Consider the following 14,243-nt stretch of genomic DNA (forward strand, 5'->3'; position numbering starts at 1 on the left):
GTGGAAGATAAAATCGAGATCCCGACAACAAAAAAACCAGCTCTATCGCTTTCGGGACTACAAAGCGATTGACAGTCAGAGTATGATAGCTTTAATTCTTACTAATTTACTCAGGTTTACCCTGACGGAGCAGGTTGTCATGATTACCATTTCCGAAGCAGCTCAGGCGCACTTTGTTAAACTCCTGGATGGTCAGCCGGAAGGCACTCATATTCGGGTCTTTGTTATCAGCCCTGGGACTCCTCAGGCCGAATGTGGCGTTTCCTATTGCCCACCGGATGCGGTTGAAGCCGATGATGTCGAGTTGGAATTCAATGGCTTTAAGGCCATGGTCGATGAAAAGAGCGCTCCCTTCCTAGAAGAAGCCAGCATTGATCTGGTGGCCGATCAGTTGGGTTCACAACTGACCCTGAAAGCGCCCAATGCCAAGATGCGTAAAGTGTCTGACGATGCTCCGCTGACCGAGCGTTTGGAGTATATGATCCAGGCCGAGATCAACCCACAGCTGGCCAGTCATGGCGGTCATATCATGCTGGTGGAGATCACAGACGACGGCGTGGCGGTACTGCAGTTCGGCGGTGGTTGTAACGGTTGCTCCATGGTCGATGTGACCCTGAAAGATGGCATCGAGACTCAGCTGTTGGAGCGTTTCCCCGGCGAATTGACCGGTGTTCGTGATGTAACAGATCACCAGCATGGCGACCATTCTTACCAGTAATATTGGTACTCGGCGCCAAAGAGCTAAAGAAAAAAAAGGACAGTTCAACACTGTCCTTTTTTTATTGCCATTAGGCTGGGATAAAGTGGTGTTGGCGCCAGAGGAAGTGCAGCCCGAGACTCAGACTACGCGCCAGCATAAAGGCACTCATCGCAACCCAGAGAGCATGGTTACCCAGAGGTTGCAGTATGAACCAGACCGGGAAAAATACTGCCAAGCTGGCGAAAATCATGCTGTTACGCATCACTTTACCCTTGGTGGCACCAATATAGACGCCGTCAAATAGATAGGAAGCAAATGCCAGCAGCGGCAGGACGATAAGCCATGGCAGATAGAGTAGGGCGGTGTGGCGAACCTCGGGAATATTGGTCAGTATGCCGATGAGCTGCTCACCGAAAATCCAGAAACAACCGCTGAAGCCCAGGGCTATGATGGCAGACCAGCTAAACGCCAGGGCGACCGCTTGCCTGAGTGCATCCAAGTGTTTTTGTCCCATAGCTCGGCCCACTTCGGCCTCTGCGTAGTAGGCTATACCGTCCAAAGCGTAAGAGATTAGCAGCAACATATTCAATAACACGGCATTGGCTGCGACAGTTTCATCGCCGAGCCCGGCTCCCTTGAAGGTCATAAAGGCGAAGGTGGCCTGCAAACACAAGCTGCGGATAAAGATATCCAGGTTTAGCCTCAAGAGGCGACTAAAGTCGCGAGGATGCAACTGCCCGAGCAGCTCGGCAATAGGCGGCACATTGAACTGTTTTAACTGGCGCAATACCATAGTACAGGCTACGGCACAGGCGGTCATATCGGCGATGACGGATGCTAGGGCCGCGCCTTCTACGCCCCAACCCAAACCTATAACAAACAGCAGATCCAGAGCTATATTGGCACAGTTGGCGATGATCAACTGCCACATGGCGGCCTTGGGTTGCTGACGACCGAGCAGCCAGCCAAGTAGAGCCAGGTTCAGCAATGCAAACGGGGCCGACCAGATACGAATGGAAAAGTAGCTGGCGGCGTAGTGGCTGACTTGCTCACTGGCATCGGAGAAACTGGCGGCCAGGCTGAGTATCGGCCCTTGCAACAGCAGAGCCAACAAGCCGAGAAAAAGTGCCAGCGAGCCAGCCTGCAACAACAGCTGTAGTTGCCGAGGCTTATCATCGGCACCATAGGCTTGGGCAACTAGGCCCGTGGTGGCCATACGCAGAAAACCCAGCAACCAGAATAGCAGTGTTATAATGGTCGAACCGACGGCGACGCCACCGAGATAATAGGCGTCACTCAAGTGTCCTATGACAGCCGTATCTACCAGACCCAGTAGCGGTACCGTAATGTTGGACAGTATCATTGGAAGCGCCAGTGCAAACAGCTGACGATTTTTTTGCCTGTCGAACAGGCCAATGCTGGTGGTCATAATTTCTCAGAGGTTAATGATGTTGAAAAAGCTGTGCTTTTTGCTCTGCAGTTGCCTTGGACTAATGAGTTCATCTGCCCTGGCGGCTGTCATTCTACAGTATCACCATGTTTCCGACAGCTCGCCGGTCAGTACCAGTGTGACTCCGGCCCAGTTTCGGGAGCAGATGCAGTATCTGTCTGATCATGATTTCAATGTGGTGCCGCTGACCCAAGTAATAGAGGCGATTCGTCAGTCCAAAACGTTGGCACCGAGAACGGTTGCCATTACCTTCGATGATGGTTACCTCAACATTGCCGAGACGGCGCATCCAATACTGAAAGAGTTTGGCTTTCCCTACACACTGTTTGTGGCGATAGAACCGATAGAAAAGGGTTACCGCGAGATGATGAGCTGGGAGCAGCTCAGAACACTGGCGGCAGAAGGCGCCGAAATTGCCAATCACAGTTGGGGGCATGAGCATCTTATCCGCCGCAATACCGCCGAAACCGAGGAGCAGTGGCTGGCGCGAATCGAAGCCAACCTGCTGGCGACCGAAGCCCGAATTGCCAAAGAAACCGGCGACAACTTGAAGATACTCGCCTATCCCTATGGCGAATATAACAGCCAGTTGGAGGCCTTGTTGCAGCGTCTGGGATTTGTTGGATTGGGGCAGCAGTCCGGTGCGGCTGGCCCTCACTCTGCCTTGACCTCTTTGCCGCGTTTCCCCGTGGCCGGCGCCTATGCCGATATGAATGCTCTCAAGGTGAAACTGCATAGCCTGAATATGCCGGTGCAGGCTATCTCCCCCAGTAACCCTGAGTTACCTATGGGCCAGTGGCGGCCCGAACTCGAGGTGACTCTGGACATGAGCGATATCAATCAGTCGCAGCTCATGTGTTATGTACAGGGGCAGGGCGCCAAGAAACCGCAATGGTTGTCGGCGAATCGTTTCCGAATTCAGGCTGAACTGGACTTGCCGCCGGGGCGTTCCAGATACAACTGTACTGCTCCCAGTAAACGTCATGGCAGCTATTATTGGTTTTCCCAGGCATGGGTTAGGCCAAAGGATGATGGCAGCTGGGTCAAGGAGTAGTCAGTAATTGCAACAACCTGGCCGGGATATTCGCCAGTGGTAACTGCTCGTTGCAGGCATTGAGCGCTACTGCCGAGCCCGGCATTCCCCAAACCACAGAACTGGCCTCATCCTGGGCTATGGTGTGGGCTCCCGCTTGATGCATCTTCAGCAGGCCTGCCGCACCGTCTTTACCCATGCCCGTGAGTATCACCCCTATCGCCGACTTAGCGGCAATCTCGGCAATGCTGTTGAACAGCACATCCACCGAGGGCTTATGGCGGTTGACGGTTTCCGTGTCCAGCAGCCGGGTGTAGATATGAGCGCCACGGCGCTCGAGTACCAAGTGGGCATGGCCCGGTGCCAGATAGGCAACGCCCTGAGTCAATCTTTCCCCGCCTTGAGCCTCTATCACTTCCATTCTGGCGTGTTGGTTGAGGCGGCGGGCAAATGAAGCGCTGAAGGCCGCAGGAATATGCTGGGCTATGACTATGGGGGGGGTATTTTCCGGCAGCGGCGCCACTACCCGTTGAATGGCCTCAGTACCGCCGGTGGAGGCGCCTATGGCTATGATACGGTTCTTGAGTTTTGCATCACTGCGGAGTGGCGCCGAGCTACCATGTAGCGGGGTGACATGGCTGGCGGCGGCCTGATGCACCTTATCGATCAGCTCTTGCTGATAGTCCAGAAGCCTATTGGTCAAGTCCTGTTTAGGCTTGGCGATAAAGTCGACCGCCCCGAGGGATAAGGCCTCCAGGGTCACGTCGGCGCCGCGTTCTGTCAAAGACGATACCATCACTACAGGCATGGGTCTTAGGCGCATCAAGTTGCGCAGAAAGGCCAGGCCATCCATCTTGGGCATTTCCACATCCAGGGTCAGTACATCTGGCTGCAGCGCTTTAATCATTTCTCTGGCTTCGTAGGGGTCCTCGGCGCAGCCGACGACATCTATATCTTGGGCCTGGCTGAGCATATGACTCAGCAACTGGCGTACCAGTGCCGAGTCGTCAACAATCAGAACTTTTACCATGATCAGTATCGCTCCTTGCTTCCTGAGACATGGGACAGCCGCGGCAGAGTCGAATCCTGATGCCGTAGGCGATAAGTGGTTTGAGCGACGGTTTCAAACTCACGGGAGATATTGGTCAGGCTTTCTGAGTGACCGATAAACAACACACCATCATCGGCCAGGAGTTTTCTGAAACCGGCCACTATCTTCTGCTTGGAGCTCTGGTCGAAATAGATCAGCACATTACGGCAGAAGATGGCATCGAATGGGCCCTGCATCGGCCAGGGATCCAGTAAGTTGAGCTGCTTGAAGAAGATTAACTTTTTGATCTGGTTGCTAATGCTGAACTCTTCCGCTGCGCCTTGCAGATAGTGGTGCCACCTTTCAGGGATGGCTTCCATTCCGGCCAGGGGATAAACTCCGGCTTCGGCTCTGGCCAACACATTGGTATCGAGATCGGTTGCCAATATTTTCAGATCCCAACCCGAGGCGGCGGGAAAGTGCTCTGCCAAGGTCATGGCTATGCTGTAGGGCTCTTCACCACTGGAGCAGGCTGCGGACCAGATTCTCAGCCTGTGCTGCTTGCGCTGCTGCCAATAGGGTACCAGCTCGGTTTCCAGAAAATTGAAGTGATGCCGCTCCCGGAAAAAAGCGGTCAGATTGGTGGTCAGCGCGTTGATAAAGGGCGCCAGTTCCAGAGGGTCGCTTTGTAGTTTGAGACAATAATCGCCGAAATTGGTCAGCCGCAACATCCGCAATCGGCGGCTGAGCCTGGAATACACCATATGGCGCTTACGCTCGGGTAACACTATCCCTGTGTGTTGGTAGGCCAGCTCGCGGATAATGCCAAAGTCCGCGGCTGTCATTGGGAATGCCTTTTCCTCATTTAAACTCAATTAGCGCCTCCTAGAACTCGCTCCACTCTTCTGAACTGACACGGATCTTGGGGGACTTATCCCCGGCGATCAGGGTCAGAGGTTTATTGGTGCCCCGTTCCAGATTAGCGGTATTGAAAAAGCCCAATTGACGCTTCATGCTCCTGGCCTGTTCGGCCATGGCATCGCCGGCGGCCGAGACCTGCTCCACCAAGGCGGCATTTTGCTGGGTCATCTCATCCATCTGCGATACCGCCTTGTTGACCTCCTGGATCCCAACCGACTGCTGCTCTGCGGCAATGCTGATCTGATTCATCATGTCGGCAACTTTAGATACGGCTTGCACTATTTCCTGTAAAGTGTCACCGGATTGATTGACCAACTGAGTACCATCCGTGACCTTGTTGACGCTGTCGCGGATCAGCTCCTTGATCTCTTTCGCGGCCCCGGCGCTGCGTTGTGCCAGGTTACGAACCTCTCCGGCCACCACGGCAAAGCCTCGGCCCTGTTCTCCGGCTCTGGCGGCCTCGACTGCGGCATTCAGCGCCAGCAGGTTAGTCTGGAAAGCGATTTCATCTATCACACTGATGATGTCGGCAATGCGCTTGCTTGAGGAGTTGATCTCCTCCATGGCACTGACTGCCTGTTTGACTACCTTACCGCCCTCATCGGCCTTCTCACTGGCCTGCTGGGCTAAGTTGTTGGCCAGAGTGGCATTTTCGGCGCTTTGTTTCACTGTAGCTGTCATCTGCTCCATGCTGGAGGCGGTTTGCTCCAAGGCCGCCGCTTGCTCTTCGGTCCGCTGGCTAAGATCGGCGTTGCCTTGGGCTATCTCTTCGGCTCCTGAGGTGACGGTGTTGGCCGAGTCATTGATACCTCCAATCACCTCAGTCAACTTGTTGATGGTGGCGTTAGCATCTTGCTGCAGCTTGGCAAACTGCCCCTGATAGTCGCCATCTAGCTTTCGATCCAGTTGTCCCTTGGCCAAAGCATCGAAGATATCGGCGACTTTGGAAATGACATTGTCGGCGATGCCGACCAAGCGGTTGAGGCCGTTAGAGAGATTAAGGAAGAAACCTTCCTTGTTGTGAATATCCAGGCGGCGGCTCAGATCGCCGTTGTTGGCCGCCGTGATGATGGCATCAATCTCCTGCTCTATGGCTACCTCATCGGTACGGTCGGCCCATTCAACCACAGTGCCAATTCGTCCCTGTTCCGCGTCCAATATCGGATTGGCGATGATCCTGAAGGTACGACCACCAACTTGCAGCTGGCTGTCATAGGTCTCGGTCAAACCGGCGAGTAGATTGCGCTGGTGGCTGGGCACCTTATGGAAGCTGTCTATATTCTGCCCCAGTAGTTTGCCGGCATTGAACTTGGGCAGATCGCGAAGAATGTGTTTCTCTGCCGCCTGAAACATCTGTTGTACGGCTTGGTTGAGATAGATGATATTGCCGTCGTTATCCGCCACCATGGTATTTGAACTGACATTATCCAATGCCTGACGAATGCGGGCATTTTCGGCCGCCAGCTGTTTTTCCTGCTGCTCTCTGGCCAGGCTGGCGGTGATATCCTGCCACTCCACTACTGTGCCGGTACGCTTGCCCTGTTCAAATACCGGGGTGGCAATCAGGTTGAATGTTAGCCCGGCCACCTTGATGCGGGTGTTATAGCTGTCGGTGAGCTGGTCCAGCAATTGTCGTTGATGCTCAGGATGGCGATGGAAGATATCGATATTGCTGCCAATCAGCTTGCTCATGTTGAAGGCCTGCAACTCCTGTTGCAGCTTTTGCTCATTGCCGGCCAGCATTTCATTCAGTGAGTCGTTCAGGTAGATGATCTTGTAGTCGGTATCGGCGACCATCACATTGGCCTGGCAGACATTGAGTGCCTGCTTGATGCGGGTGTTCTCTGTAGCGCTTTGCTGCTCCAATTGTTGTTTGCTAAGGGCTTCGGTGAGATCCTGCCATTCGACCACAGTGGCAATACGCTGCTTGTTTTCGTCGAATACCGGCGAAGCTATCAGGCTGAAGGTGCGGCGACCTACCTTGATTTGAGTCGAGTAAACCTGCTCCAAGCCGGCGATCAATTTCCTTTGATGCTTTGGGTTGCGGTGGAAAACATCCATATTGGCGCCCTGCAGCTTGTCGGCCTGGAATTTGGGCAATACCTCTTGAATGTCGGCCTCGGCGTCCTGCATGGTTTGTTGCAGCGAGTGGTTGAAGTAGAGAATGTCACCGGCCGGATTGGCCACCATCACATTGGCCTGGCAGATATCCAGCGCCTTGAGAATGGCTTGCTGCTGTTGCTGGCTCTGACGCCAACGACTGAGCTCGTCCAGCAGAGGCTTCCAGCCCGGCAGATCAAGCTCGGCAAACTGCTGCGTGCCGTCTTTCAGCAACCGCTGCAGTTGGTTGATGGCGCTATCCAGGGTGCCTTTGTGCTTGAGTGAGTGCAATAGCCCAAGCAGTATGCAAACCAGTGTGACGCCCTGCAGAATAATAATGATATTGGGATCCTGGCCTAGCAGCATGAGCGCCATCACGGCGATGCCCGTGATTAAGCCAAGCAGATTCCAGGGATTGCTGTTGATTATGTTGGCATTGGCGGCATCCATTCTTCTTTCCTCGATGTCTTAAAGGTTGGCAGCCTGAGGCTGTTCCAAGTCCAGTTGCTGCAGCAAACTGGAAAGTTGTGATGCATCCGGCAGCACTTCATTACCGAGTAACATATTGATATTCAATAGTATGACCATCTTATCGGCCACACAGGTGAGCCCATGGATGAAACGCATGTCCGTGTCCTGGCCAAAATCGGGCGCGCTGCGGATCTCGCTCTGGGTGATACTGAAAACATCGGAAACGGCATCCACCACTATGCCCATCACCTTGTGCTGTTTATCCAGGCGCACTTTCAGCACTATCACTACTGTGGTTGGGCCATATGCCAGGGTCTTGATACCGAACCTTTGACGCAGATCTATGATGGGGACTATGGTGCCGCGAAGATTGATCACCCCTTTGACATGGGGCGGTGCATTGGGAATCACCGTGGTTGCTTCCCAGCCACGGATCTCCTGCACCGAGAGAATATCGACACCATATTCCTCATCGGCCATCATAAAGGTGAGGTATTGCTGTGAATGATCTTCCGCAGCTGCCGATGTTGCAGGGTTGGATTCTGTCATTGCGCTTCCCTTCTAGGCTGCATGTTCCTGAGTTTGATTTAGGCCAGACATGGTCACGAGTCCGGGAATATCCACTATCAGCGCTACCCTGCCGTCACCGAGAATGGTGGCACCGGATACCCCGGGCACTTTGGCGTAGTTGTCTTCCAGACTCTTGATCACCACTTGTTGCTGCGCCAGCAACTCATCGACCAGCAGGCCGACTTTTTGGTTGTTGTTGTCCACCACCATCACCAGCCCCTCTTTGGCCTCTTTGGCCTGAGCCTGGTGATTGAACTCCTGATAAACGCGGATGACCGGCAGGTACTCGTCTCGCAGGCGGATCACTTCGTGCTCTTCAGACAGCTTATTGACCTTGCTGCTTTCCACTTGCAGCGACTCATAGATGGAGACCAGCGGCACCACATAAGTATGCTCGCCAACCCTCACCAACTGGCCGTCGAGAATGGCCAGGGTTAAAGGCAAACGAATGGTAAAACGGCTCCCCTTGCCGGGCGTTGAGGCCAGCTCTACACTGCCGCTGAGTGCTTGAATGTTGCGTTTGACCACATCCATACCCACGCCCCGGCCAGAGAGGTCGGAGACGCTGTCGGCGGTAGAAAAGCCGGGTTTAAAGATGAGTTGCTGAATCGCCTCTGTGCTGAGTTCCTCTTCAGCGCCGACCAAGCCTTTATCTCTGGCCTTGGCGAGAATTCTGCCGGTATCCAATCCTGCGCCGTCGTCGGTGATTTCTATGACGATATTGCCGCCTTGATGGAAGGCGTTGAGGGTGATCCTGCCGGTTTCCGGTTTACCCTTGGCGCTGCGCACGGCAGGGGATTCAATGCCGTGATCCAAAGAGTTACGTACCAGATGCACCATGGGGTCGACAATTTTCTCCATCACAGTCTTGTCCAGCTCTGTCTCCTCGCCTTTGAGGAGCAGCTCGACTTTCTTGCCCAGCTGCTGACCTATATCGCGTACCAAGCGGGGAAAACGGTTGAAGGCGAAGCTGATAGGCAGCATGCGGATCTGCATCACGCTTTCCTGCAGATCCCGGGTGTGATTGGCCAATTGCTCCAGCCCCTGCTGCAGTGACAGCAGAGCGTTATCGTCAATGCGTTCCTGTTGGCCTATCTGCCCCAGCATAGCTTGGGTGATTACCAGCTCACCCACCATATTGATCAGCATGTCTATCTTGTCGGTGCTGACCCGGATAGAACTGGTTTCCGCCGTTTTGGCAACAGCCTTGCCGGACTCCACTTTGGCTGTGGTGGCTGCGACCTGTGTCTCTCGGGAGGCTGGGGCAGAAGTCGAGATGGGGGCTTGCTCCTGCGGTGAGACACCTTCGACAAGCTGTGCCTTGGCGGGTAACTGCTGATAATGGATTTCACAGTCGTCCTCGACCCACTCAAACACCTCTTTTATCCGCTCAAGTGGCGCCTCTGTGCCGAGTTGCAGCTGCCAATACAGACGGCAGGATTCGGGGTCTAGGTCTTCAAACTCTGGCAGTTCCTGCGCTGGCAGGCTGACCTTTAGCTCACCCAGCTCGGCGAGTTCGTTGAACATCAAAATGGGGTCGTTGCCGCATCTGAGAATGTCGGCGCCGGCATGGAAATCTATCTGCCAGCTGAGCCCAATTTCTTTGGTTTCAGACTCTTTGGTTTCTGATACTTTGGCTGCTGCCTTTTCATTGTTTTGGCAGGCGTTATCCGGCGCATCTTCGACCCCGGCAACGTTGGACAACTCCTGATTGAAGCGGTTTTCCAGCTCTTGTTGCTGGGGTGATTCAAAGCTTTGACCCGCCATCAAGGCCTGCAGCATGTTGCGCAGCAGATCCACCGACAAGAGCAACATATCCTGATGATTGGCGGTCATTTCCCGGCGGCCATCACGGATTTCATCCAACAGGGTTTCCAGCAAGTGGGTGAATCCGGCGACTTGGTTGAAACCAAAAGTGGCGCTGCCCCCCTTAATCGAATGGGCGGCACGAAAAATGGTATTTATGGTTTCCGGATCCGGTTGCTGTTCGTTCAGTTTCAGCAGCTCAGACTCCATGATTTCCAGGCCTTCAAGGCTTTCTTCAAAGAACACCTGGGTGAATTGGCTCAGATCTATGTCCATATATCCGCTCCTTGCCGGAGGCTAACCCAATACTTTGCGAACCGTGGCCAACAGCTGATCCGGGTTGAAGGGTTTGACTATCCAGCCGGTGGCTCCGGCGGCTCGTCCCTGTTGCTTCTTGTCTGTGGTCGACTCTGTGGTCAGCATCAACATGGGCACAAACTTGTAGTTGGGCAGCTCGCGCAGGTTACGTATCAGCTCGATACCATCCATAATTGGCATGTTGACGTCCGATATCACCAGGTCAAACTCTCTGCCTTGGGCTACTTTCAACGCTTCCTCGCCATTGTTGGCTTCGGTCACGTCGAAACCTGCTGTCTTGAGGGTAAAGCTCACCATTTGCCGCATGGAGGCTGAATCATCAACTGCGAGGATAGTCTTCATTGAGCGTTTCCTTTTCAAAATCTGAATCGAGTGTCGGGATCCTGATCCCCAGGCGTGTCAGTTGAGCGATAAAGGCGGGTTGAGCCCGTTGCCATGACAGTTTCAACCCCCGCTTGTCGCAACTCAGAGCAAACAGGTACAGCAGCTGGGCGCCGGCAGTATCCACCTTGTGCAGCTCACCGGCATCCAGGATCAATTCATCGACCCGATGCAGGAGTTCCAATAGTTTTTGGTAGAGTGGCTGAATATTGCGAATGCTGATCTCTGTTCCCAGTGCCTGTGTGTCGATGGACATAGTGCTTCCCTGTTTTCCCAACACACAAAAGATAGTCGGCAAATTTCACTTCTGCCTATTTTCAAAAGAAAAATGGTATATGAATCGACTAGGCTCTTTAGGGAGTTAGTGGGGCCCTTGATACTGAGTAACCAGAGTACGGAAGTCGGCCAGCAGTTCATCGTTGCGGATCTGCGGCAGTTGTCCGGGAGTTTGTGAACTGGGCTTGATGGTGGCGTAGCGGCGGCCGTCGGGCGAGATCAGGATCAAAGAGGCGCTGTGATCCACTTGGTAGTCAGGGCCATCGCCGACCAGTGAATACACCAGGCCCAGATCGCGGCTGAAGGGCAGTAATGCCGGGTGCTCGGCCCGCAAACCTATGAACTCGGGATTAAAGAAGGCCAGGTAGTCCTTGAGTTTGCTTTGGCTGTCACGCTCAGGATCGACACTGAGCAGTATCACCTGTATTGGTGCCACTTGTGCCAGTTTCGGGTAGACGGCACTGAGTTTGCCGAGGGTGGTTGGGCATACGTCCGGGCAGGAGGTGTAACCGGCGAAAATCAGACTCCATTGCTGTTTTAGCTTGTCATTATCGAATTGATGGCCGTTTTGGTCCTGCAACTCAAAAGGTTGCAGTGGCCTTGGGGTTTCATATTGAAAGCTGGTTTGTAGTGCCAGCGGCGGCTGAGACGAAGGTCGGTGAAACAGCTGCACACTGGCCAAACCGCCAAGACCTATGAGTAAAATCCCCGCCACCAAGATGCGTTTCTTCATGATTCAACTCCAGAGGTAATGATCCACCAGCAGGGCAATAAACAGCAGCATCAGCTGATAGATGGAGAAACGGAACACGGCCATCGCCAGTCCGGGGCGATCGGCAAACTTGAGTTGCCAGGCCTTGTAGATAAACAGGCAACTGAGAATGGTGGAAGCCAGCAGATAGACGGGGCCACTCAAGCCAACCAAAACCGGTAATAAGCAGGCGATGGCCAGCAGAAGGGTGTAGAGCAGAATACAGGTCTTGGTAAATTCCACCCCGTGAGTCACAGGCAGCATGGGGATATCCACCTTGGCGTACTCTTTTTGACGGTGAATGGCCAAGGCCCAGAAATGAGGCGGAGTCCAGGTGAAAATAATGATCACCAACAGCCAGGCGTGGCCGTGAAAGTCATTGGTTACCGCCGTCCAACCCAGCAGTGGCGGCATGGCACCGGCAAGGCCACCTATCACGATATTTTGGGGGGTTGCCCGCTTTAAATAGGCGGTATAGATAAGGGCGTAGCCAATCAGGCTGGCACAGGTTAACCAGGCGGTGAGTGGATTCACCAGCCAATAGAGTAGGGTAAAGCCCGCCAGTCCAAGCAAGACGGCAAAGCTCAAGGCCCGACTCACGCTCACTCGTCCCTTGGGTAAGGGGCGGTTATAAGTGCGGGCCATCAGGCCATCGATGCGTCGATCGATAAGGTGATTCAAGGCGGCCGCCGAGCCCGCCATCATGGCAATTCCCATTAACCCGGCAAGCAAGGGCTGTAGGGGGACAGCACCGGGCAACGCCAGGCACATACCCACCAGGACGGTGAGTAGCATCAGCGCCACCACCTTGGGTTTGGTCATTTCCAGGTAATCGCGCCAGGAGATCTCTGTGCGGGTCGCGTCCTGGGCTATGGAGAGTAGTTTAGCCATAAACAGTCCCTCTTCAGGCTTTACGCCAAAGCGCATAGTTGATGAATACCAAAGTCAGCAGCAGCAGGGCTGCGCCGCCGTTATGGGCAACCGCCACCGGCAGCGGCAGATGCAGCAATACGTTGGCCAGGCCCAATGACAGCTGTAATCCCAGCACTAAGGTGAGTACCAGAGCCGAGCGTTTCAGCATGCTCGAGTAGGCTCTGCGCCAGAGCATGAATGCCAGGGTAAGTACCACTATCGCGGTCAGCAGGGCACCTATTCGGTGGGCAATATGTATGGTCATCCGGGTGTGATAATCCAATACGCCGAACTCAAAGCTGGGATGCTGCCCCTGAAAAGGAGAGAAGGCATCTGCCAGACGTAGGTTGCTGCTCCAGTCACCTTCGCAGATAGGCAACTCTGTGCAGGCCAGGGCGGCGTAGTTGGAGGAGGTCCAGCCGCCAAGCATAATTTGCAGTACCACAATGGCCAGCGCCACCATGGCCAAAGGCGCCAAGGTGCGGGCTTTGGGATCACCATCCGGGATTTGCAGCGGCCGGAGCCTGAGATACAGCAGCAATAACAGCGAAAACAGGGTGAATCCCCCGAGCAGGTGAGACATGACCACGACGGGCATCAGTTTCATGGTCACAGTCCACATTCCCAGCAGCGCTTGAAATACGATCAGTGCGGCGATCAGTCCCGGCAGCTTCTTCGGGGTTGCACTGCCACGCCAACTCTGGATCAAAATAAGTAATACCAGAATCCCCAGCGAGCCGGCCACATATCTGTGGATCATCTCCAGCCAGGCTTTCTTGGGTTCTATTTCTTGTCCCGGAAAGTGGCGTTCGACATGAGCCAATTCATGGGCCTGAGAAGGCACCTTGATATGGCCATAGCAACCGGGCCAGTCGGGGCAGCCAAGGCCGGCATCCGACAGCCGGGTGTAGGCGCCCAACAGGATGACCGTCAGAGTGCAGATGAGGGTCATCTTCAGTAGCAAGTTCAGTTTCATCAGCCCACCCTCGAGAGTTTCAACAGCTTGCGCAGGTCGCTGACCAAGGCCTTGCCTTGCAGGAGTTGGCCCTGGTGATCCACTACCCCCGGATAGGCCAACACCCAAGCGCCCAGAGGGTCGACTATCACTAACATCTGCTGCTGTAATGGATTCTCGGCGGTCAGAGGTTTATCCAGAGTAACTCGATGAAAGTCCTTGTTTAGCGGAGCACCCGTGTCGCTGTCCCGGTTGATGAAAATCAGGGTGTCGACCCTGTCCATCTCGGCGCCCAGCGCCGTATGGCTCTGCTGTAATATGTAGAGCCGTTCCTGGCACAGTTCATCGCAGTTGGCCGGTATCAGGTATAGGACTTGCCAACGGCCGGGAAGTGGGTTGTCGAGCCCAAGTTGTTGATAACCCAGATTAGCCGGCAGCAACTGGCCCTTATTGGTGGCTCCGCCTTGATACAGCTCGAAGCTCAGTACCAGTTTTGCCAGTATCACAGGCAGGGCAAAGGCCAGCAGTAGTATCAAGAGTGGTCTTTGGGTTCGGGAGTTCATCCTGGC

General features: G+C 54.3%; 14 protein-coding genes. 2 read left to right on the top strand and 12 right to left on the bottom strand.

From position 1 onward, the window contains the following. Nucleotides 1-139 precede the first annotated feature (139 nt). On the top strand, nt 140-718 hold the full coding sequence (nfuA, locus tag CBE72_RS08715; protein WP_100143204.1) for a Fe-S biogenesis protein NfuA: 579 nt from the start codon (nt 140-142) through the stop codon (nt 716-718). 70 nt (nt 719-788) lie between these two features. Here nfuA and CBE72_RS08720 read toward each other — a convergent pair whose 3' ends face one another. After that, the gene (locus CBE72_RS08720; RefSeq protein WP_100143205.1) at nt 789-2,129 is read right to left on the bottom strand and encodes an MATE family efflux transporter; all 1,341 of its coding nucleotides are present in this window, start codon (nt 2,127-2,129) and stop codon (nt 789-791) included. Nucleotides 2,130-2,148: 19 nt separating this feature from the next. On the opposite strand from CBE72_RS08720, the gene CBE72_RS08725 reads away from it, so the two are divergent. Beyond that, a complete protein-coding gene (locus tag CBE72_RS08725; RefSeq protein ID WP_100143206.1) occupies nt 2,149-3,204 on the top strand; it encodes a polysaccharide deacetylase family protein in 1,056 nt (351 codons plus the stop codon). Here CBE72_RS08725 and CBE72_RS08730 read toward each other — a convergent pair. The 11 genes from CBE72_RS08730 to CBE72_RS08780 all read right to left on the bottom strand — a co-directional run bounded on the left by CBE72_RS08730 (nt 3,194) and on the right by CBE72_RS08780 (nt 14,237). Then, entirely contained in the window at nt 3,194-4,213 is a 1,020-nt protein-coding gene (locus CBE72_RS08730) for a protein-glutamate methylesterase/protein-glutamine glutaminase (protein WP_100143207.1), read from the bottom strand. The genes CBE72_RS08725 and CBE72_RS08730 overlap by 11 nt on opposite strands. A gap of 2 nt (nt 4,214-4,215) precedes the next feature. Next, nucleotides 4,216-5,058: a CheR family methyltransferase gene (locus CBE72_RS08735; RefSeq protein WP_100143208.1), complete on the bottom strand. Its 843-nt coding sequence runs from the start codon at nt 5,056-5,058 to the stop codon at nt 4,216-4,218. A 40-nt stretch (nt 5,059-5,098) separates the two neighbouring features. Further along, nucleotides 5,099-7,684: a methyl-accepting chemotaxis protein gene (locus CBE72_RS20555; protein ID WP_100143209.1), complete on the bottom strand. Its 2,586-nt coding sequence runs from the start codon at nt 7,682-7,684 to the stop codon at nt 5,099-5,101. A gap of 18 nt (nt 7,685-7,702) precedes the next feature. Then, a complete protein-coding gene (locus CBE72_RS08745) occupies nt 7,703-8,254 on the bottom strand; it encodes a chemotaxis protein CheW (RefSeq protein ID WP_039035323.1) in 552 nt (183 codons plus the stop codon). 12 nt (nt 8,255-8,266) lie between these two features. Continuing rightward, a complete protein-coding gene (locus CBE72_RS08750) occupies nt 8,267-10,357 on the bottom strand; it encodes a chemotaxis protein CheA (protein ID WP_100143210.1) in 2,091 nt (696 codons plus the stop codon). 21 nt (nt 10,358-10,378) lie between these two features. Next, nucleotides 10,379-10,741 (bottom strand): response regulator, encoded by a 363-nt coding sequence (locus CBE72_RS08755; protein WP_025010825.1) that lies wholly within the window; start codon nt 10,739-10,741, stop codon nt 10,379-10,381. Next, nucleotides 10,719-11,036, bottom strand: a complete 318-nt coding sequence (locus CBE72_RS08760; protein WP_100143211.1) for an STAS domain-containing protein — start codon at nt 11,034-11,036, stop codon at nt 10,719-10,721. The genes CBE72_RS08755 and CBE72_RS08760 overlap by 23 nt, the downstream gene beginning before the upstream one ends. Nucleotides 11,037-11,141: 105 nt before the next feature. Then, a complete protein-coding gene (locus CBE72_RS08765) occupies nt 11,142-11,789 on the bottom strand; it encodes an SCO family protein (RefSeq protein ID WP_100143212.1) in 648 nt (215 codons plus the stop codon). A gap of 3 nt (nt 11,790-11,792) precedes the next feature. Further along, a complete protein-coding gene (gene cyoE / locus CBE72_RS08770) occupies nt 11,793-12,698 on the bottom strand; it encodes a heme o synthase (RefSeq protein ID WP_028780842.1) in 906 nt (301 codons plus the stop codon). Nucleotides 12,699-12,711: 13 nt separating this feature from the next. Beyond that, complete coding sequence (locus tag CBE72_RS08775; RefSeq protein ID WP_100143213.1) at nt 12,712-13,695, bottom strand: COX15/CtaA family protein; 984 nt, start codon at nt 13,693-13,695, stop codon at nt 12,712-12,714. Beyond that, nucleotides 13,695-14,237, bottom strand: a complete 543-nt coding sequence (locus CBE72_RS08780; protein ID WP_100143214.1) for a hypothetical protein — start codon at nt 14,235-14,237, stop codon at nt 13,695-13,697. The genes CBE72_RS08775 and CBE72_RS08780 overlap by 1 nt, the downstream gene beginning before the upstream one ends. Between the last annotated feature and the right edge of the window lie 6 nt (nt 14,238-14,243).

It is taken from the genome of Shewanella carassii, assembly GCF_002777975.1.
Lineage (GTDB): Bacteria > Pseudomonadota > Gammaproteobacteria > Enterobacterales > Shewanellaceae > Shewanella > Shewanella carassii.

Bases quoted from the DNA above. Each gene is read 5' to 3' on its own strand.
- nfuA (WP_100143204.1), top strand. From the start codon at position 140: ATGATTACCATTTCCGAAGCAGCTCAGGCGCACTTTGTTAAACTCCTG.
- CBE72_RS08720 (WP_100143205.1), bottom strand. From the start codon at position 2,129: ATGACCACCAGCATTGGCCTGTTCGACAGGCAAAAAAATCGTCAGCTG.
- CBE72_RS08725 (WP_100143206.1), top strand. From the start codon at position 2,149: ATGTTGAAAAAGCTGTGCTTTTTGCTCTGCAGTTGCCTTGGACTAATG.
- CBE72_RS08730 (WP_100143207.1), bottom strand. From the start codon at position 4,213: ATGGTAAAAGTTCTGATTGTTGACGACTCGGCACTGGTACGCCAGTTG.
- CBE72_RS08735 (WP_100143208.1), bottom strand. From the start codon at position 5,058: ATGACAGCCGCGGACTTTGGCATTATCCGCGAGCTGGCCTACCAACAC.
- CBE72_RS20555 (WP_100143209.1), bottom strand. From the start codon at position 7,684: ATGGATGCCGCCAATGCCAACATAATCAACAGCAATCCCTGGAATCTG.
- CBE72_RS08745 (WP_039035323.1), bottom strand. From the start codon at position 8,254: ATGACAGAATCCAACCCTGCAACATCGGCAGCTGCGGAAGATCATTCA.
- CBE72_RS08750 (WP_100143210.1), bottom strand. From the start codon at position 10,357: ATGGACATAGATCTGAGCCAATTCACCCAGGTGTTCTTTGAAGAAAGC.
- CBE72_RS08755 (WP_025010825.1), bottom strand. From the start codon at position 10,741: ATGAAGACTATCCTCGCAGTTGATGATTCAGCCTCCATGCGGCAAATG.
- CBE72_RS08760 (WP_100143211.1), bottom strand. From the start codon at position 11,036: ATGTCCATCGACACACAGGCACTGGGAACAGAGATCAGCATTCGCAAT.
- CBE72_RS08765 (WP_100143212.1), bottom strand. From the start codon at position 11,789: ATGAAGAAACGCATCTTGGTGGCGGGGATTTTACTCATAGGTCTTGGC.
- cyoE (WP_028780842.1), bottom strand. From the start codon at position 12,698: ATGGCTAAACTACTCTCCATAGCCCAGGACGCGACCCGCACAGAGATC.
- CBE72_RS08775 (WP_100143213.1), bottom strand. From the start codon at position 13,695: ATGAAACTGAACTTGCTACTGAAGATGACCCTCATCTGCACTCTGACG.
- CBE72_RS08780 (WP_100143214.1), bottom strand. From the start codon at position 14,237: ATGAACTCCCGAACCCAAAGACCACTCTTGATACTACTGCTGGCCTTT.